Source organism: Pandoraea vervacti (genome assembly GCF_000934605.2).
In the GTDB taxonomy this organism is placed as follows: Bacteria; Pseudomonadota; Gammaproteobacteria; order Burkholderiales; family Burkholderiaceae; genus Pandoraea; species Pandoraea vervacti.
In genome coordinates this window covers 4624454-4643566 of sequence record NZ_CP010897.2, presented here as the reverse complement: position 1 = coordinate 4643566, position 19113 = coordinate 4624454, and the positions used below count along the sequence as shown (strand labels likewise).

The following is a 19113-nucleotide window of genomic DNA, read 5'->3' as shown; positions in this document are numbered from 1 at the left end:
GGATATCCCGCCGGCAATGTTAAATTGATGCGGAAATTGGCGTAATTCGTCATTTTCCGCATTATTGTTTTTGAAAAAGAAATAAAAGAAGCGACGAGTGAGGACTGCCGAAGGGACCGATCCGTCCCGAGTTCGGAAATGTCCGGTTCACCGCCCTCACGCGAGTCCGAAAAGCCCGCCACACGGCGGTAAAGCCCGTCGTTTCTTGGCGACGACGCGCGCTGGGGCGGGAGCGTCGCGCTATACTTGCGCCATGCCTCAATCTCTCAACCAACTGGAAGAACGCCTCCAGTATCGTTTCCACGATGCGGAATTGCTTTGCCAAGCACTGACGCACCGTAGCCACAGTGCCGCCAATAATGAGCGGTTGGAGTTTCTCGGCGATTCCATTCTGAACTGTTCGGTCGCAGCGATTCTGTTCCGTCGCTACGGCAAGCTCGACGAAGGCGACCTCTCTCGTGTGCGTGCCAATCTCGTGAAGCAGCAGTCGCTGTATGAGATCGCGCAGACGCTTGGCGTTTCCGATTTCCTGCGCTTAGGCGAGGGCGAGCTCAAGAGCGGCGGTTTCCGTCGTCCGTCGATTCTGGCCGACACGCTCGAAGCGTTGTTCGGGGCGATGTACCTCGACGGCGGTTTCGAAGCGGCCTACGCGGTAATCGAGCGTCTTTACACGCCGGTGCTCGAACACGTCGATCCGAAAACGCTCGGTAAAGACGCCAAGACGCTGCTGCAGGAATATCTGCAAGGTCACAAGATTGCGCTGCCGCAGTACACGGTGATCGCCACCCACGGCGCTGCGCACAACCAGCAGTTCGAGGTTGAGTGTACGGTGCCGAAGCTCGACATCAAGGTCGGTGGCTCGGGGGCGAGCCGTCGTGCTGCGGAACAAGCGGCGGCAAAGAAGGCGCTCGAAGAGGTGCAGAAGATGCCTGCGCTGGCCAAGCCCAAGGCGGAGAAGAGCGCCAAGGCGGCAAAGAAGCGGGCGGCGAAAGCGGCGGCGTCCGAAGCGAAAAAGGCGGAGAAGGCCGGGCAGGCGGCGTCCACTGCATCGGTGGAGTCGAAAGAGGCGAAGGAGCCGAGGGACGCAAAGGAGCCTCGTGAACCGAAGGACGCGCGCGATACCGGCGCCGGTTCGACGATGGCGCCTGCAATGACGGCCTCGAGTCATGGCGCGCCACGCGGTACGGCTGCACTGGCGGAGAAGGCGACCGAGAAGCCCGTTGAGAAGTCCGCCGAGAAGCCTGCCGAGAAGGCGACGGATAAAGCAGCGGATAAAGCGACGGACAAGTCGACTGACAAGGCGGCTGATAAAGCCGACGTCGCGAAGCAACCTCCGGCGGCTGCCTGAGTTCCATTTGGGGGGCGAGCGCGAGGCGCTTCCCCCGTTTCAAGAGAGTTTCCAATCATGAACGATAAGACGGATTTTCGCTGCGGCACCGTGGCGATCGTCGGGCGTCCGAACGTCGGCAAATCGACGCTGCTCAACGCCCTCGTCGGTCAGAAGATCAGTATTACGTCGCGCAAGGCGCAGACGACGCGACACCGCATCACCGGCATCAACACGACGCAAGACGCGCAGTACATCTTCGTCGACACCCCGGGTTTTCAGACACGCCACGCGACCGCACTGAACCGTTCGCTCAATCGCGCCGTGACGTCTACGCTGTCGAGCGTCGACGTTGTGATGTTCGTCATCGAAGCCGGCAATTTCGGCCCGGACGACGAGAAGGTGCTCAACCTGCTGCCTGAGACGACGCCCGTACTGCTCATCGTCAACAAACGCGATCGCATGAACAGCGCTGAGGAGATGCTGCTGTTCCTGCGCAAGGTCAGTGAGGTGCGCGATTTCCGCGAAATCGTGCCGCTGTCGGCCAAGCGCGCAGACGACATCAAGCACTTGCTCGGCGTGCTTCGCCCGTACCTGCTCGAAGGCGAGCCGATCTATGGTGAAGACGACCTGACCGATCGCAGCGAGCGCTTCATGGCGGCGGAGATTCTGCGTGAAAAGGTGTTTCGCTGGACGGGTGACGAAATCCCGTACACCAGCACCGTCATCATCGACAAGTACGAGCAGGAAGGCCGTTTGCGCCGCATTTTTGCGAGCGTGCTGGTCGAGCGTGACAACCACAAGGCGATGATCATCGGTAGCAAGGGCGCGAAGCTCAAGCAAATTTCCACCGATGCGCGTCACGACATGGAAAAGCTTTTCGACGGTCCGGTCTACCTGGAAGTCTTCATCAAAGTGAAGAGCGGCTGGGCCGACAACGACGCCGGCCTGCGGGCATATGGCTACGAGTGAGCTGGACACGCCACGCGACGACACGGCAACGGCAGCCGAGGTAACCCCGGCGGGCGGTGCTTCGCGAGCATCACGTGGGACTTCCTCGTCGGCGACGGGGACCCGTCCCGCGCGTCAGACCCGCAGCACACGCACCCGCGCCATTGACGATGCGGCGTCGGAGGCGTTTCACCATGCCGAAGCCAACACCGAGGGCGCCGGTCGCGGGACGCGGCACGACGCTCAGGGCGAAACCAAAAGGGTGCGGCGTACACCGTCGTCAGCGCGCTCGGCCGAGCGCGAGCAAAGCCGCGTGACCGAACAACCTGGTTTTGTCCTTCATAGCTACCCCTACCGCGAAACCAGTCTGATCATCGACGTGCTCACACGCGACCATGGGCGTATTGCCCTTGTTGCGAAAGGCGCAAAGCGGCCGCACTCTGCGCTGCGTGGCGTACTTCAGACGTTTCAGCCGCTCTCGCTCGCGTGGCTGGGCAAGGGCGAACTGCGTACGCTGACGAAGGCCGAGTGGGTGGGGGGGCTGCGTCCGCTCGAAGGCGACGCGCTGCTCTCCGGCTTCTATCTGAACGAATTGCTCGTGAAGTTTTGCGCGCGGGACGACCCGCACGACAAGCTCTTCCAGCATTACCTGACGACCCTGCATCATCTCGCGCATGGCGAGCCCGCGGGCATCATTTTGCGCGCCTTCGAGCGCGTGCTGTTGCGCGAGACCGGCTACGCCGTGGCTTTCGACCGATGCACGCAAACGCGCGGCAAGGTCACAGCCGATCGCCGTTACGTATTTCATCCGGACTGGGGCGTGCGTCCGGCACGCGGCGACGAACCGACGGATTGGCCTGTCGTCATCGGGCAAACGCTGCTCGACATGGAGCAAGACGACTACTCGCGGGCGCAGACCGTGCAGCAAAGCAAGCTGCTCATGCGCTTTCTTCTCAACCACCATTTGGGCGGCGTTCCGCTCAATACCCGGCAGATCCTGCTCGACCTGCAAAAACTATGAGCCTCTTCTTCCAAGGCAACCCCATCGACCTCGGGGTGAACATCGATCACGTCGCGACAGTGCGTAACGCGCGAGGTACGGCCTATCCCGACCCGATCAAGGCCGCCTTGCTGGCCGAAGAGGCCGGGGCCGACGTGATTACGTTGCACCTGCGTGAAGACCGTCGCCATATTCGCGACGAGGACGTCGCCAATCTGCGCGACAAGCTGATCACGCGGATGAATCTCGAATGCGCGGTGACCGAAGAGATGCTGGCGATTGCGTGCCGCGTGAAGCCGCACGATGTCTGTCTGGTGCCGGAGAGCCGTCAGGAGTTGACGACGGAGGGCGGGCTGGATGTCGTCGGGTTGTACGACCGAATCGCCGCTGCGACACAACGGCTCGGCGAGGCGGGCAGCCGCGTGTCGCTATTCATCGATCCGGATGAAGCCGCCATTCGTGCGGCAGCGCGCATGGGGGCGCCGGTCGTCGAATTGCACACCGGCCGGTATGCGGAAGCGCACGACGACGCCACGCGCGAGGCCGAGTTTGCGCGTATCGAGCGTGCGGTGGCGCTCGGGTTGTCGCTCGGGTTGCGAGTCAATGCCGGGCACGGTCTGCATTACGAAAACGTACAACCCATCGCGGCGATCGAAGGCATCTCCGAACTCAATATCGGACACGCCATCGTCGCGCATGCACTGTTCGCCGGTTGGGAGAATGCAGTGCGCGAGATGAAGGCGATCATGGTCGCGAGCCGTATTGCTGCGCGCGGCTGAGCTGCGCCACGTTGGCCCGCCTCTCGCCGCTACCGCCCGCTACCGTCGACACGTCACACCACGCCCTGTCCATACGCCACTCCATGAGCGATACCACGCCATCCGCTTCCTCGACCGCTGAGGCTTCCTCCGCGCGCGCAATCGTCGCGACCCCTGTCTCGGGGGCGACGACGCTTTACGGTGTGGGGACGGACATTCTGCAAATCAGCCGGGTCGTCGGCGTGATGGAGCGCACGCAGGGACGATTCGCCGAGCGCGTGCTCGGACCGGAGGAACTCAAGGTCTACCACGCTCGTCAGAAGCGCTCGGAGGTACGTGGATTGGCGTATCTGTGCACCCGATTCGCGGCGAAGGAAGCCGTGTCGAAGGCCATTGGCCTGGGCATGCGCTGGCCCATGACGTGGCGCGCGGTGCAGACGCTCAACGAGCCGTCGGGCAAGCCGGTCGTGGTAGCGACCGGGGAATTGGTGCAATGGCTCGCCGAGCGGCAACTGTCGATCGAGATCTCGATCACGGACGAGAAGGAATATGCGGTCGCGTTTGCGATCGCCTCTCGAAACTTAGGGAAAAGTTAAGCAACATGGGCAATATTGCATCGGAGAAAACGCAATGACGAAGCGCAGGCCTGGCCCGGTGATGCTGGACGTCGTCGGGCTGACTCTCAGCGAAGACGACATCCGTCGCATCGAGCATCCGTTGACCGGGGGCGTCATTCTGTTCGCCCGCAACTTTGATGACCGTGCACAGCTGTGTTCGCTCACCAAGCAGATTCGCGATGTGCGCGACGACATTCTGATTGCGGTCGACCACGAAGGCGGGCGGGTGCAACGCTTCCGTACCGACGGCTTCACGCATCTGCCCGCCATGGGCAAGCTCGGCAAGCTCTGGCACGAAGACGTGTTCAAGGCGACGCGCGTGACCACGGCCGTGGGCTACGTGCTGGCGTCCGAGCTGCGCGCGTGCGACATCGACCTGAGCTTTACGCCTGTGCTGGATCTCGATTACGGCACGTCCACGGTCATCGGCGACCGGGCGTTCGATGCCGACCCGCGCGTTGTCGCGATGCTCGCGAAGAGCCTGAATCATGGGCTGCTGCTCGCGGGTATGGCGAACTGCGGCAAGCATTTCCCGGGACATGGTTTCGTCGCGGCCGATTCGCATCACGAGATTCCCGTGGATGAGCGTTCGCTCGACGAGATTCTGTCCGTGGATGCGCAGCCGTACGACTGGCTCGGCATGTCGTTGTCGGCGGTGATGCCTGCGCACGTGATTTATCCGCAAGTCGATCCGAACCCCGCGGGCTTCTCGGCCAAATGGCTCAAGGAAATTCTGCGTGGGAAGTATGGTTTCGACGGCGTGATTTTCAGTGACGATCTGTCGATGCAGGGCGCGAGTGCGGCCGGAGATGTCGTGACGGCAGCGCATGCCGCGCTCGATGCCGGTTGCGACATGGTGCTCATCTGCAACAGCCCGGAGAAGGCCGATCGGTTGCTGCGCGAAATGAAACCGGCGCTCGACACCGTATCGCAGCGCCGTATCAAGCATCTTCAGGGCCGCGGCAAGGTGCATGGCTGGGAAAAGATGCAGGCGCAGCCGGAGTATCAGGCGGCGAAACGTCTGATCGCCGAGACATTCGGCGGATAAGCCGGCTGACGCGAGCGGCGTATGCACGCTGCCGCTCGCCGATGGCTCTGGCTAAGGTGACAGGGCTGGCGCGGCGGATGTCGATGCTCGCGTCGACGAGATCCCTGCGTTTCGCGGTCCACTGACGTCGGGACCCCGCAAACAAAAAGCGCTCGACCCCGAAGGGTGGAGCGCTTTTTTGCCTGACGTGTTACCTGACGACTCGCAGCGCCTCAACCTCAGGGCACTGCGCTCGCAAGCCGGCGCTTAGGCGCGGCTCTTGTATTCGTCGGTACGCGTGTCGATTTCGATCTTGTCGCCGGTGTTGACGAACAGCGGAACCTGAATTTCCAGCAGATCGTTGATCTTGGCGTTCTTCTGCACCTTGCCCGACGACGTATCGCCCTTGACGGCCGGTTCCGTGTATTCGACAACGCGCACGAGGGTCGTCGGCAGTTCGACCGAGATCGCCTTGTCGTTGTAGAAAACGACTTCGCACGGCATACCGTCTTCGAGGTACTTGATGGCGTTGTCCATGTTCTCGGCTTCGACTTCGTACTGGTTGTAGTCGGCGTCCATGAACACGTACATCGGGTCGGCGAAGTACGAGTAGGTCACTTCCTTCTTGTCGAGCACCACGACGTCGAACTTGTCGTCGGCCTTGTACGCGAATTCGCCGCGGCCTTCCGACAGCAGCTTCTTGTACTTCATCTTCACGACGCTGGAGTTACGGCCCGACTTGACGTATTCGGTGCGAAGCACGACGTTCGGCTCGCCATCGATCATGACGACGTTGCCGACGCGGAGTTCTTGAGCGGTTTTCATAAAAAACGAGATCCTGTGACGAAATAAGCGATTTGCCGCTTGTTGAGCGCTTCCATACGCCCATTCGCCGCTTGATTCCCGCGTCCGCCCAAAGCGACTCGGAGCAGCAGGTTCAGCAGCAAAGCGTTGAAAAACCAGCTATTTTACCTGATTTTCTGCGAAGCTTGCCAACTGTCGCGCGAGGTCGGGCAAGCCCGCCTGAGCCCTTGCCCAGTCCTGGGCGTGACGATTGAGCTCGGGCAATGCGGATAACAACGCCGGCCAGTTCGGCGGTGTGCTCGCGTAGCCGTTCCAGAGATGCCAGAAGGTCCTGAGTGCTTCGCGCGCGGCGCTTCCCGATGGGGCATTCGCCGTCGGCATGTTGTCGAGATAGCGCTCGAGAAAGGCGTCGAGTTTCACGTGATGGGCATTTTCGCTTTGCGGATAAATGTGCCAGACGAACGGTTTTGCCGCCCATTGCGCACGCACGAACGAATCTTCCCCACGCACGAAATTCACGTCGCAGGCCCACAACAGCGCATCGAAGTCGCTTTGCGGCACGAACGGCAGGCCGTAAGCCGTGAGTGCGCCGCACGTCGCCGATTCGCGCGGCGCAAGACGCTGGCGCCCGAACCATTCGCCCACGGCGGGCGAGATGCGGCCTTGCGGGACCAGGCAGACAATGGGTCTGTCGCTGCTCGACCATTGTGTGAGCAGGGCCGGCAGCGCCGCGTTCTCGTAGGCGAACAGTGACACGATCAGCGCGTCCTGCGGCGCGGCGCACAGCCCGACGGTTCGTTGCCACCACGCGTCGCGCAGTTCGGGGGAGGCGAGAAACGCGTCGCGCCGCGAAAAGAGTTCGCGCTCGCGAATCAGCCCACCGGTGCGCGGCGTGAATCCGGGCAGGAAAAACGTTTTGACGAGGCCCAATTGCGGATGGACTGACTTTTGCAGATGGACCTCGTCGACCCAATCTTCCGCGCTCAGATATTCAAGGTTGATCCACACCGGCGCATTGCCCGCCTGCTTGCGCGCGTGCATGGCCATGACGTAGGCGTGCGGAATTTCGCAGGCAAATGCCTCGATCACGATGTCGCCGGGGGCGATGTCATCGGTTTCGTGGGTTTCGCCGGTCATGTCGGACACTGGGCCAAATTCGGTCGCCCAGCGGCGCACGTCGACGCCATCGCAGCGCTGCCGGGCGAGCGACGGATCGACATCGGGGCGCAGGTAACGGAAGCTTGCGAGGTCGTCGACCCACAGCCGCACCGACCAGCCATGCTCGCGCACGAGTTGCCGCGCGAGCCGCCAGCACACGCCGATATCGCCGAAATTGTCGACGACGGTGCAGAAGAGATCGCAACGCGGCACCAGGGGAAAGGGCGCCGGGATCGGGGGGGCGGAGGGGGACGCGGCGGACAGGGACATTGAGAAGCGCAGACGCGGATTGGTCTAAACTTCTGATTTTAGTCCCTGTGACGCGTGACGACGGTGTCGCGCGGCGACGCGATCGGCGCGACCGACATTCGACCGATGCCGTTGGCTGGCTTGATCGCTTCAACCGCCTCGTCGCTTCGCCGCTTTGCCCCACGTCGCCGCGCTTCACTTTGGGGACACTCCGATCGCTTGAGTTCATGACCGAAGACGCCCACGACGTCACGCCGCCGCGCAAGTCCCGCAAAGCCAGATCCGCTGCATCCGAACCGGCTGAGGGCGTTGCGCAACCATCGACTTCGCAGGCGAAGGTCGCGACACCGGGCGAGTCTGCCGGTGCCGCCGGATCCGCTGAATCCAATGCCCCCGTCACTGAATCCGCCGGTGCTGTGGCTGCCGCCAAGTTGCAGAAACCGTCCAAGGCCGCGCCGTCGAAGCGTTCTCGCAAAGCCAATCGTCCGGAGGCAGACGCAGACACAGCCGCAGACGCAGATGCAGCCACCGACGACGACGCCAACGATGCCCCCCTGTTCGACGCGCGCAAAGTGCTTGCGCAGTTGCCGAACCTGCCGGGCGTCTACCGCTACTACGATGCAGCGGGCAACGTCCTCTACGTGGGCAAAGCGCGCAACCTGAAGAAGCGGGTGTCGAGCTACTTCAACAAGACGCAATTGTCGCCGCGCATTGCGCTGATGGTCGCGCGTATCGCGAAGCTTGAGACGACCGTCACCCGCTCGGAAACCGAGGCGCTGCTGCTCGAGAACAATCTGATCAAGGCGCTGCATCCGCGTTACAACATCCTGTTTCGCGACGACAAGTCGTATCCGTTCCTCAAGCTCACGCAGCATAAGTACCCACGCATGGCGTATTACCGCGGCTCGGTGGATCGCCGTGGGCAGTATTTCGGACCGTTCCCGAGCGCATGGGCGGTTCGCGAAAGCATCCAGATTCTGCAAAAGGTCTTCCAGTTACGGACCTGCGAGGACTCCGTTTTTGCCAATCGCACGCGCCCGTGCCTGCTCAATCAGATCGAGCGATGCAGCGCACCGTGCGTTGGTGCGATTACCGACGAGGACTACGCTCGCGACGTGAACAATGCGGCGGCCTTTCTCTCGGGGCGGCAGAACGAAGTGCTCAGCGCGCTCGAAGAAAAGATGATGACGTACGCCGAGGCGCTCCAGTTCGAGCAGGCCGCGGTTGTGCGCAATCAGATGCAGGCGTTGTCCGGGGTGCTGCAGCAGCAGTCCGTCGAGACGGCGGGCGATGTCGACGCCGACATTCTGGCGGTGGCCTACGCCGGTGGACGCGCCTGCGTGAACCTCGCGATGGTGCGCGGCGGACGGCATCTTGGCGACAAGGCTTACTTCCCGGCGCACGTCGAGCGCGGCGTGGAGGGCGGTATTGCCGACGAATTCGAGGAAGACGAAGTGGTGGCCCTCGGAGGCCGGGAGGACACGGACGAGGCGAGCGCCCTTTCCGGAGAGATCGCCGGCGACATGCCGTCGGATACGCCATCGGCCTCGCTCGAATCGCGCCTGCTCGAAGCTTTCGTTGCGCAGCACTATCTGGGGCAGTCGGTCCCGCCGGTGCTCGTCGTGAGCCACGCATTGCCCAGCGATGAATTGCTGGCGGCGCTGTCCGAGCAGGCCGGGCGTCGCATAGCGATGGTGCGGCAACCGCAGGGACAACGTCGCGCGTGGCTCGACATGGCGTTGCAAGGCGCGCAGCTTGCCCTGACCCGACTGTTGACGGAGCAGGGCAGTCAGCAGGCGCGTACGCGAGAGCTTGTACAGACGATCGGACTCGATATCGACGATCCGGCGTTGTTGCGTGTCGAGTGTTTCGACATCAGTCATACGCAGGGGGAGGCTACCCAGGCGTCATGCGTGGTTTTCCATCATCACAAGATGCAGACGAGCGAATACCGGCGGTACAACATCGCGGGGATAACGCCGGGCGACGATTACGCCGCAATGCGTCAGGTACTCACGCGCCGCTACGGGCGTCTGATGGAGGCGGCCGCGTCGAGCGTCACCGATGCTGCGGACCCATCATCCGTCGCCGCTGACGTCGCGCGTGCCGAAGCCGATACCGCCGTGCTTGCGGATGGCGAGTCGGGCGACGTCACTGAGACCAACACGCCAGACCCCATGACTACGCCGAGCGCGTCTGTCGCGCCGAACGCTTCGGACGTGGAGGCCAACCTACCGCAACTCGTGCTGATCGACGGTGGCAAGGGGCAGGTGGAGGTGGCGCGTCAGGTGTTTGTCGAGCTGGGCATCGACATTGGCCGGTTGGTTGGCGTGGCCAAGGGCGAGGGCCGCAAAGTGGGACTCGAGACGCTGATTTTCGCTGACGGTCGTGCGCCGCTGGAACTCGGGCGCGAGAGTGCCGTGCTGATGCTGATCGCGCAGATTCGTGACGAAGCGCACCGTTTTGCGATTACCGGCATGCGCGCCAGGCGTGCGAAGGCGCGTCAGACCTCACGGCTCGAAGAGATCGAAGGTATCGGAGCGAAGCGCCGTCAGCGTCTGCTCATGCGCTTCGGCGGCTTGCAGGGGGTGGCGTCAGCGAGCGTCGATGAGTTGGCGAGTGTCGAGGGTATTTCGACAACGCTCGCCGAGCAGATCTATCGACAGCTGCATTGAAGGGGGAGCGATGCGCCCGCTGTGCATCCCGAAGACGCATGACGCTAAGACATCGCCAAAACATCGCTGAAACTTCGCTGAAACTTCGTCTGAACGCCGTGCAAACGTTGCCTCGTCGGCCTTTGCCCCGAAGCTCACGTATCGCCGTGAAACAGCAGCCGCATGACGGTCTCGTTATCGACCGTCTCCCCGGAAAGCGTGCGGGCGAGCAGTTCGCCGCCGACCACGGGCGGCGCAAAAATCATGTCCGGCTGAACACGCTTGAGCTTGCTCAGGTGTTTGCTGTCGTTCACTGACGCAATCGTACGCACCGCAGGCGCGATTTCCTTGGCCGCAAGCACGATGAAAGCGTTCTCCGAATCGTCCGCTCGCAACGCCAGCACCGCCTTGGCGTGACCGATACCGGCTTGCGTGAGCACGGCGTTGTCGCTCGCGTCGCCATGCATCACATCGGCGCCTTCCGGATAGGGATTGTCTGCACCGCTGGCGATGATGACCGTCACTGGCCAGCCGCGTCGGGTGAGTTCGTGATGAACATTGATGGCAAGCGGCGATGCGCCCGCCACGATGAAGTGGTTCTTTCGTATCACGTGCGTGAATCTCCCCGCGAGAATTTTCTTGAGGTTGCCCCCGACCAGCGGCCCGATGACGACGGTCAGCGATGTCGCGAATGCGCTGATCCCAAAGATGATGACCGATGCGGTGAACAGACGCGCATCGGTGGTGACCGGCACGATATCCCCATAGCCGACGGTCGTCATCGTCACGATCGAGAAGTAGAACGCGGTAGGCAGATCGACGACGTTGGGCTTGAACTCATGGCCGAGGTACATCGTACCGAATGTCGCGTACACCACCAGCGCGAAGACGGCCACGAGCGTGTAGAGCGTGGCGGCGGCGAAGCTCGCCCGGTCGAATTCTCGCCAGTACCAGAGCAACAGGCCGAGACAGACGAGCGAGAGCACGAATGTCAGATCGAAGCGAATGTCGAGATGGAAATTGATGACGGCGGCAAGCGTGAGCATCACCAGCGTGAAGGCCCACGCCGTGCGTGCGCGAATGACGAGTCCGCACGCCAGCGCGAGCAGCGCGAAGCCGACGAGGGCGCGCGGCAGATGCGAGAAGTCGATACGCTCGATGGCGTTCAGCCCGAAGAGAAAACGCGGCAGATGCATCGCATCGATACGCTCGAGCGCGCGCATGTCGCCGCGCACGAAAAGATCGATCAGGAGCGAGCCGGGCACGCGCAGGAGGACGGAGGCGAGGAGCAGCAGTCCGTCGATGCCGACGAGCACGGCGATGATCACGTGCGCGGGAAGTCGTGTCCGGCGCAGTGCACCACGCGCAGTTTGACTCAGGGTGGTCTGGGGCCGGGGCGGTTTCACGAGATCGGCGCTATTGGCGGGATGTTGCGAGCAAGATAGGGGCACACCGACGCACATGTCAACAGGCGTGAGGTGCCGCGGCCTTGTCGCTACGGGGCAGACACGGCACAATGCGGGTCTGGTACGGCTGCCGAGCGCGCCGTGTGTCGACTGCCGTTTGCCGAACTCATGCTGCCATGCCTTTCAATGTCCCCATATTCCTGACCTGGCTTCGGATCGTGCTGATCCCGCTGGTGGTCGGCGTCTACTACTTGCCGAGCACGTGGTTATCGTCGGTCGAAATGAACTGGGTGGCGTGCGCGATCTTCGTGCTCGCGGCGCTGACGGACTGGTTCGACGGATTTCTGGCGCGGCGATGGAATCAGACGTCGGCCTTCGGGGCGTTTCTGGACCCGGTGGCGGACAAGCTGATGGTGGCGGCGGCGCTGCTGATGTTGTTGCAGATGGGCCGGATCAATGCGTTGGTGGCGTTGATCATCATTGGCCGGGAGATCACGATTTCCGCGCTGCGCGAGTGGATGGCGCATATTGGCGCGTCGCGTAGCGTGGCGGTGCACCAGTTGGGCAAGATCAAGACGGCTGCGCAGATGGTGGCGATTCCGCTGTTGTTGTTCAACGGCACGCTGGTGTGGAACGGGTTGCGATTCGACTCGCGATTCTGGGGAACGTGGCTGATTTACGTGGCGGCGGTTCTCACATTGTGGTCGATGTTGTATTATCTGCGCCGCGCGTGGCCACAGATTCGCGAGCGTGGTGGCGCGCAGATGTGAGCGTAAGTCTCTGAAAGTGGGAGATGTATGCGGCAACGGCGCAGTGAAGGAGAAAAAACTTCACAAATTTTCGGTGCAGGTGCTTGACACTGAATCGCTGTTTAGACATAATCTCCTTCTCGCTGCTACGGCGTTAGCCCGGCAGCGAAGTTTTAAGAAGTTGATGGATTGGTAGTACGCATGAAAATGCGGGAGTAGCTCAGTTGGTAGAGCGCAACCTTGCCAAGGTTGAGGTCGCGAGTTCGAGACTCGTCTCCCGCTCCAGTTTTCACACTGGACATTAAGTGAGTTGATCCTTGGTGTTCGGTGTCATGCGGGAGTAGCTCAGTTGGTAGAGCGCAACCTTGCCAAGGTTGAGGTCGCGAGTTCGAGACTCGTCTCCCGCTCCAAATCCAGAGGGAAGCCTGGCTTCCCTTTTTATTTGCCGAAAAGCCCACGGCGATCGATCCGACGGGCGCCCTCGATGGCAACAGCGAGCGGTTACAATGCGGCAGCATATCCCGATGGCGGGATGGCAGAGTGGTCATGCAGCGGCCTGCAAAGCCGTGTACGCCGGTTCGATTCCGACTCCCGCCTCCAAATTTAAAAGCCCTGACATGTCAGGGCTTTTTCTTTTCCAGCGTCGTTCCTGCGCCGTTTTCACGGCGCGCTATCCTCAAAAGCGTTGCTGCAATCGCAGGCTCGCCGTTTGCGAAACGAAACGCGAACCGACCTGAAGTTCGTAACGCGCGGTGAGCGACAGGTTGTTGCTACGCACGAGCGTCGCGCCCAGCGTGAGGTCGGCGAGGTCGCGCACCGGCGATGGCCCAACCGCTGTGAACGCCGTCTCTCCCGTAAAGTCGCCCGCGTAGCTCGCCCCGGTGACGGCACGTGAATTCACGAATTCGTGAATCCATTGCGCTTGCGCGAACGGCACGATGTCGCCGTAGCGTGTCGCGAATGCGCGTTCCAGTCGTGCGCCCAGCGCGCTGCGCAAAGAACTCGCGTGCGAGGTTCCCACTGATAGCGCGGCCCCATTGCCACCGGTCTCCGTATAGCTGCCTTGATGCAAATAGCTGTAGGTCAGGCTCGCGAGCGGCGTGAGCGTGCTGCTGCCCAGCGCCAGCGGATACCCGAACTCGGTGCGCGCAACATATTGCTGTCCCGAGAACGCACCACTCGCCACGCCGGAGAATCCCGTGAAGTTGACCACGCGCGTGGTGTTGTAGCGCTGTTGCACGATACCGCCCGACAGATTCACGTACCACGGTGATCCGAGATAGCTGGCGTAAGCGAGCAAGCCATAGCCGTTGACCTGCGTTGAACTGCCCGAGTTGTCGTCTGAACCGTTGATTTTCGTGTGACTGAAAGAGAATGCGCCGCCCGCGAGCCATTTGTCGCCAATCGCCCGATCGACACCGAACATCAGGCCGCCATAGTTCGCGCTGTAGCCTGCGATGTCGTCGACCATGCCCTGGCTGGCGTGCCCACCGAACGCTTGCCCCCACACACCGAACGACGGTCCGCCATCACCGGTGGCAACGCCGCTGAGCCCGGCTTGCGCCAGCCGCAACGCATCGGCACGAGCGCCGGTGAGTGCAAGAGCGTTGAACGTCGGTGCGGCTGCGGCCCTCGAGGCGGCGAGTTGCTGCGCCGGTGAAAGCTGCGCCCCGGCGCGATTCGCTTCGCTCACGCTACCGATGGCAAGCGACGCGTTGTAGAGACCCAGCAGCCCCGGATCGCTGATCCCGGTGTAGCTTTGCAGGCCACCGAACGAGGCGAGGGCGTTGCGTGTGGTCGGCCGGATCGGTGCCGGGGCGGAGGGGGGTGTTGGCGTCAGGGTGGGCGTCGAGGTTTGAGGTGGATTCGACGGTGTCGTGCCGGTCCCGGGGTCGGGCGGCGTCGGATCCGGAAGCTTCTCGCCGACAGTGACGACCAGATTGTCGGTGTTGGTTGCTGCATCTCGGACCTCTGCGCCGGTCAGGGCATAGCGGGCACCAAGAATGCCGTAGTTGAGCGAACTGGCGTTGTAATTCACGGCGGCCGCGGTCGTCGCCTGCATCACCACGAACCGTTGACCCTTGGCGAAACCGTATGCGGCGCTGGTGCTGGCACTGGTCAACTGGACGCTCGCGCCGCGATCGATCGTCACATCGCCGGAGACGACCAACCTGCCATAGCCGGTGTCGGTCGTCAGGCCATTGGCGCTTGCACCATTCGCCACCCCGATACGTAAGGTGGCATCCGAATATTGGTGGTAGTTGCCGGTGATGGTGATCGGGTTATTGACCTGAAGGACCCCGGCAGTATTGACCAGCGTTCCGGTCATGACATTGTCGTTAAGCAGCAGACTGCCCGAGAGCGTCAGATTACTGGCTCCGTTGTCGATCAGACCAATGGGGGCGAGCGTGCCTGGGCTACCGCCATATCCGGTCAGCGTGCCGAATATCGAAGTGCCGCCGCTGATGGTGAGGTCATTGTGGCTGCTATTCAAGATCCGTCCAGCAATGACTCCTGTGTTGACAACGGTGCCGAGCAATGCCCCGCTCAGAGAGCCAACGACGACGATCGCCGCATCGGAGCCGGAGATCAGACCGGAATTGATCAGTGTGCCGATCGTTCCCGGGGCTGGTGCAGGTCCCGGCGCGTCTACATCGACAGCGATGTTGGCGCTGATCGTACCGCTATTGGTCAACGTACCGATAACTCCACCGGTAGCCACCCCAAATCCATACGGTCCCGTCTGAGTGATTATTCCAGTGTTGGTCACCGAGGTGATGGAACCGCCGCTCCAGTTAGCAATTCCCCCCCAGCCCGCTGTGATAGTCCCGTCATTCGAGATAGCGCCAATGGTGCCGTAGTTCCGAATAGCGCTAGCGGTACCGTTGTTCGGATTGCCTGCGATCCCACCGGAGATTGTTCCGGTATTTGTCAGCGTACCGATAATCCCGGTGGGAGCCACGGAAATGGCGGCGTCATCGCCGTGAATCAATCCTGAGTTGGTGATGGTCCCGATGTATCCGCTATTGTCAATGCCGTTGGTGGTTCCTGAGATCAAGCTGAGGTTTTCGACGGAGCCGATAGTGGAGACGTTATAGATGCCTGACACCGTTCCGGAGATGGTGCCTAAGTTTTTAAAGTAGTCTATCGTGCCGGGATAGCTGGTGCCCAAGGAGCCTAAGACACCGTTCTGCAGCCCGTACCGCCCTTCAATAGTAGTGTTAGGCTCGTTACGTACCACATCAATAGAGCCGATATTGAGAACGCCGGATTGGTCGCTGCTTACATTGGCGCCGTTGAACAACGCATAAAGCATGCCTTGGTTCACCACTGCCGAAAAACCTCGGGATATGAGGTAGCCGCTATAGAGGTTAACAGTCAGATTATTCACGTTCGCGGCAATACCGATTGAATATTCGTTATTTATTGCAAGGTTTGAGCTAGCGCCGAGTACGAAGCTATTTGCCGCGTTAGTGACGACGTGTAGGCACTGAGATGACACTCCCATCACCGTGCAGGGGCCTGCCACCGCCGAATTCGGCACGCCATTCACCGCCATCGCAGACAGTGCGATGACCAGTGCTTTTCGCTTGGGTAGGTATTGGGAGTGCGGCATTGCGGTATCGTGGTCTTGTTGTTTTGCGGGATGATGGGTCGGTGTGGCGCTTCGTAAGCAGCCCGTGGGAGGCAACCGAAGACTGAAGCGGCAAACTCCCGTCCATGCCCCGATTTTCCCGGCAATACGAAATCTGCCCCACACGCGCCTGCGGCGCATTGGACTAAAGTCCTAGTCGGACGAGTTTATTTGCCACGCGAGGGAGATCAGCGCCGAAGCGGAAGCGCTGTTCGTGGCTGACGAGTTGCATCCTTGATCGAAAGCGAACGCTTGCCCATCTACTGAAAGATGGTCGCCAGGGTGGTTTTGCTTTCGGCGCGAGTCAAGGTAGTTGTCGCCTCGATCATGCGGCCAATGACTGCATTTGGAGGGATTCCGAATGCGTTTTTACGACGGAGTCGCGTTCGGGGTTCAGGGTCACCGCACCGATCGGTTCCCAGTTCCGTGTGCTGCCCGACCAGCGCCGGGGATTGCGTTCACGGGCCTGGAGATATACCTCGTGGCGAGCGGCGAGGATCGCGACGTCTTGCCCCGCATGACGCTGCGCAGGGCTGACGTATTGGATGCCGCTGTGCCGGTGATCGTGGTTATACCAGTGCACGAAGCTCGAAGCCCAGGCGCGAGCCTCGTCGAGGCTGGCGAACCCCTTGTCCGGGAACTCCGGGCGGTACTTTGCCGTGCGAAACAGGCTTTCGACGAAGGCGTTATCGTCGCTCACTCGCGGGCGCGAGTACGATGGCTTGACGCCCAGCCAATTCAACATTGCCAGCACGGTCGTGGCCTTGAGGGTCGAACCGTTGTCGCCGTGCAGTACCGGCTTGGCTGTCATGGCATGGATGCTTTCGGCCAGCGCCGTGCGCTTGACCAGATGTGCGGCGTGATCGGAGTCGTCGGTGTCGTGAACCTCGAAGCCCACGATCTTGCGGCTGTACACGTCGAGAATCAGGTACAGGTAGAACCAGCGCCCGACGATTTCGGCCGGCAAGTACGTCATGTCCCAACACCACAGCTGGCGCGGCGCAGTGGCTATGTGCGTGGTCGGCGGGCGACTCTTGCGCGGGGACTTGGCGCGGCCTCGGTGCTGGTTCTGCCCATGCTCGCGCAGCACACGCTGGAAGCTCGATTCGCTGGCCAGATACACACCTTCGTCGGCCAGCATCGGGACGATGCGCGCCGGCGGCATGTCGGCAAAGCGCGGCTCGTTGGCCACTTGCAGGATCTGCTCGCGCTCTGCTGGCGTCAGCGCATGGGCCGGTGTCAGCCGCACCGCGTTGGACCTTCCATCACCCGATACGAGCCCTTGGCTGGCCTTCCAGCGCTGCAGGCTGCGCTCGTCGATGCCAGCGATCTCGCAGGCCTGCTCCAGCCGCGCGCCGGCCTGTTGAGCGGCTTCGATGTCGTGGGCCAGGGTCTGGCGATCTTCGAGCCCGATCATTCGTCCTCGCTTCTGTTTTTGTTGAAGATCGCCTCGACTTTTTTTGATAGCACCAGCAGAGCTGCTGCCTCAGCCAGAGCTTTTTCCTTGCGGCGCAGTTCTCGCTCGAGCTCTTTGATGCGACGACGGTCGTCCTTGGTCTGCTGGGGACTGGCGCGCTTCTGCGCAGGCCCGGCAAGTGCTTGCGTTGCGCTGTCGCGCCATTGCTGTAGTTCCTGCGGGTACACGCCGTGTTCGCGACACCAGCCACCGCGGGCAGCCTCGTCCATGGCTGCCGTGGCAATCACCGCTTCCAGGCGCGCCGCGGCCGTCCAGTTGCGCTCGCGTGCGGGCCCGGCCAACTCCTCACTGCGCCAGCGCTCCAGCGTACTTGTGCTCACCCCGGTCTCACGCGCCACCACCTCCAGCGGGGCGCTCTCCGGCGGCAGCAACCGAGCTACCGCTCTGTCCTTAAATTCTTGTCCGTATCGAGCCAACTTGTTCTCTCATCATCACCCCCTTGCTGTGGGAAACCGCAGGAGGAAGGCCGCCGCCTACGGCGCCGGCCTTCCTCCTACATCTACGAAACTTGAATCGGTCGAAGATCCAAGTTCTATCGGGGCGACAACTATTCTGCCTCGGGGGGCTTTTAACTTATTGATTTCATAGTGTGCATCGGCCTGCAAAGCCGCGTACGCCGGTTCGATTCCGACTCCCGCATCCAAATTCCAAAACCCTGATTCCCATGGTCGCGACCACCACCCCCCAACTGCCGTTCGCCGCGTCATCCGCATTGCGACGCTGGCGCACGTTGCGGCGTATCAAGCAATCGCACGCGGCCCAGTTGCTGGGCGTCTCGCAATCCACAGTGTCGCGGTGGGAGGCGGGCACGCTGACGATTGGCGGGGACGAACTCGCCCGCATCGAGCCTTTGCTGGCGGCGCATCTCGACTCGCCAGCGGACGGCGCGCTGGCGCGTCTCGTCAATTTCAACGCGTTGCCGATGCATCTCGTTTGTGACCTGACACATCGATTGCTCGCATGTTCGCCCTCACGGGCGGTCGAATTTTCCGCGCCTGTGTCCACGCTGCTCGGCAGGTCGTTGTGGCCTTTTGCGACCGAAGCCATTCAAACCCAGGAAGCTTTCCTCAGATCTGCCGGATGGGGCGAGCGCGCCGCACAGTCCGTCGAGTTCGAGACAGGTAGCAATGCGTCGACACTCGTGCCGATTCGGGACAGCCGCTGCCGATGGACCCGCTTCACACTCTCCGACGGAACTGTCGCGCGCCTTGTGGAAACGCTTTGATGGCCGTATCGGCGGCGTCGAGACGCGCTCGCCGCCGCATAATTTATGCGTGGATTTCGTCAAGCGCAGATCCTAGA

General features: G+C 61.8%; 13 protein-coding genes, 3 tRNA genes and 1 pseudogene. 12 read left to right on the top strand and 5 right to left on the bottom strand.

From position 1 onward, the window contains the following. Positions 1–253: 253 nt before the first annotated feature. The 6 genes and pseudogenes from rnc to nagZ all read left to right on the top strand — a co-directional run. Positions 254–1339: pseudogene (gene rnc, locus UC34_RS20180) on the top strand (ribonuclease III); the annotation flags it as partial. A 66-nt stretch (positions 1340–1405) separates the two neighbouring features. Further along, a complete protein-coding gene (gene era, locus UC34_RS20175) occupies positions 1406–2299 on the top strand; it encodes a GTPase Era (protein ID WP_044456937.1) in 894 nt (297 codons plus the stop codon). After that, a complete protein-coding gene (recO, locus tag UC34_RS20170) occupies positions 2286–3299 on the top strand; it encodes a DNA repair protein RecO (RefSeq protein WP_044456936.1) in 1014 nt (337 codons plus the stop codon). The genes era and recO overlap by 14 nt, the downstream gene beginning before the upstream one ends. Further along, positions 3296–4057 carry a pyridoxine 5'-phosphate synthase gene (gene pdxJ, locus UC34_RS20165; RefSeq protein WP_044456935.1) on the top strand — a complete coding sequence of 254 codons (762 nt, stop codon included), beginning with the start codon at positions 3296–3298 and terminating at the stop codon, positions 4055–4057. Before recO ends, pdxJ begins: the two co-directional genes overlap by 4 nt. An 83-nt stretch (positions 4058–4140) precedes the next feature. Then, the gene (gene acpS, locus UC34_RS20160) at positions 4141–4632 is read left to right on the top strand and encodes a holo-ACP synthase (RefSeq protein ID WP_044456934.1); all 492 of its coding nucleotides are present in this window, start codon (positions 4141–4143) and stop codon (positions 4630–4632) included. A gap of 34 nt (positions 4633–4666) precedes the next feature. Further along, complete coding sequence (gene nagZ, locus UC34_RS20155; protein ID WP_044456933.1) at positions 4667–5701, top strand: beta-N-acetylhexosaminidase; 1035 nt, start codon at positions 4667–4669, stop codon at positions 5699–5701. A gap of 246 nt (positions 5702–5947) precedes the next feature. Here nagZ and efp read toward each other — a convergent pair whose 3' ends face one another. Beyond that, a complete protein-coding gene (efp, locus tag UC34_RS20150; protein ID WP_044456932.1) occupies positions 5948–6505 on the bottom strand; it encodes an elongation factor P in 558 nt (185 codons plus the stop codon). A gap of 138 nt (positions 6506–6643) precedes the next feature. Then, on the bottom strand, positions 6644–7912 hold the full coding sequence (gene earP / locus UC34_RS20145) for an elongation factor P maturation arginine rhamnosyltransferase EarP (protein WP_044456931.1): 1269 nt from the start codon (positions 7910–7912) through the stop codon (positions 6644–6646). Positions 7913–8118: 206 nt separating this feature from the next. Between earP and uvrC the strand changes: the two genes are divergently transcribed. Continuing rightward, positions 8119–10566: an excinuclease ABC subunit UvrC gene (gene uvrC / locus UC34_RS20140; protein ID WP_237165166.1), complete on the top strand. Its 2448-nt coding sequence runs from the start codon at positions 8119–8121 to the stop codon at positions 10564–10566. 134 nt (positions 10567–10700) lie between these two features. Here the strand turns inward: uvrC and kch are convergent, their stop codons facing one another. Next, positions 10701–11873, bottom strand: a complete 1173-nt coding sequence (gene kch, locus UC34_RS20135; RefSeq protein WP_237165165.1) for a voltage-gated potassium channel protein — start codon at positions 11871–11873, stop codon at positions 10701–10703. Between the two features lie 254 nt (positions 11874–12127). Between kch and pgsA the strand changes: the two genes are divergently transcribed. From pgsA to UC34_RS20115, 4 genes are all read left to right on the top strand, one after another. Then, positions 12128–12721, top strand: coding sequence for a CDP-diacylglycerol--glycerol-3-phosphate 3-phosphatidyltransferase (gene pgsA / locus UC34_RS20130; protein ID WP_044456930.1), 594 nt, complete (start codon positions 12128–12130; stop codon positions 12719–12721). A gap of 188 nt (positions 12722–12909) precedes the next feature. Next, positions 12910–12985, top strand: a tRNA-Gly gene (locus tag UC34_RS20125). Between the two features lie 49 nt (positions 12986–13034). After that, positions 13035–13110, top strand: a tRNA-Gly gene (locus UC34_RS20120). Positions 13111–13226: 116 nt separating this feature from the next. After that, positions 13227–13300: transfer RNA gene (locus UC34_RS20115), tRNA-Cys, on the top strand. A 76-nt stretch (positions 13301–13376) separates the two neighbouring features. Here the strand turns inward: UC34_RS20115 and UC34_RS20110 are convergent. Continuing rightward, positions 13377–16316, bottom strand: coding sequence for an autotransporter outer membrane beta-barrel domain-containing protein (locus UC34_RS20110; protein ID WP_044456929.1), 2940 nt, complete (start codon positions 16314–16316; stop codon positions 13377–13379). Positions 16317–16659: 343 nt separating this feature from the next. Further along, positions 16660–18227 (bottom strand): IS3 family transposase gene (locus UC34_RS20105; RefSeq protein WP_157123100.1). Its coding sequence is split into 2 segments (ribosomal slippage): positions 16660–17789 and positions 17789–18227, totalling 1569 coding nucleotides; the frame shifts between segments, so codons are not numbered across the junction. Positions 18228–18475: 248 nt separating this feature from the next. On the opposite strand from UC34_RS20105, the gene UC34_RS20095 reads away from it, so the two are divergent. Further along, positions 18476–19036: a helix-turn-helix domain-containing protein gene (locus UC34_RS20095; protein ID WP_044456928.1), complete on the top strand. Its 561-nt coding sequence runs from the start codon at positions 18476–18478 to the stop codon at positions 19034–19036. Positions 19037–19113: the final 77 nt, after the last annotated feature.

Excerpts from the sequence above, each read along its gene's own strand:
- era (WP_044456937.1), top strand. The coding sequence starts at position 1,406 with ATGAACGATAAGACGGATTTTCGCTGCGGCACCGTGGCGATCGTCGGG.
- recO (WP_044456936.1), top strand. The coding sequence starts at position 2,286 with ATGGCTACGAGTGAGCTGGACACGCCACGCGACGACACGGCAACGGCA.
- pdxJ (WP_044456935.1), top strand. The coding sequence starts at position 3,296 with ATGAGCCTCTTCTTCCAAGGCAACCCCATCGACCTCGGGGTGAACATC.
- acpS (WP_044456934.1), top strand. The coding sequence starts at position 4,141 with ATGAGCGATACCACGCCATCCGCTTCCTCGACCGCTGAGGCTTCCTCC.
- nagZ (WP_044456933.1), top strand. The coding sequence starts at position 4,667 with ATGACGAAGCGCAGGCCTGGCCCGGTGATGCTGGACGTCGTCGGGCTG.
- efp (WP_044456932.1), bottom strand. The coding sequence starts at position 6,505 with ATGAAAACCGCTCAAGAACTCCGCGTCGGCAACGTCGTCATGATCGAT.
- earP (WP_044456931.1), bottom strand. The coding sequence starts at position 7,912 with ATGTCCCTGTCCGCCGCGTCCCCCTCCGCCCCCCCGATCCCGGCGCCC.
- uvrC (WP_237165166.1), top strand. The coding sequence starts at position 8,119 with ATGACCGAAGACGCCCACGACGTCACGCCGCCGCGCAAGTCCCGCAAA.
- pgsA (WP_044456930.1), top strand. The coding sequence starts at position 12,128 with ATGCCTTTCAATGTCCCCATATTCCTGACCTGGCTTCGGATCGTGCTG.
- UC34_RS20110 (WP_044456929.1), bottom strand. The coding sequence starts at position 16,316 with ATGCCGCACTCCCAATACCTACCCAAGCGAAAAGCACTGGTCATCGCA.
- UC34_RS20095 (WP_044456928.1), top strand. The coding sequence starts at position 18,476 with ATGGTCGCGACCACCACCCCCCAACTGCCGTTCGCCGCGTCATCCGCA.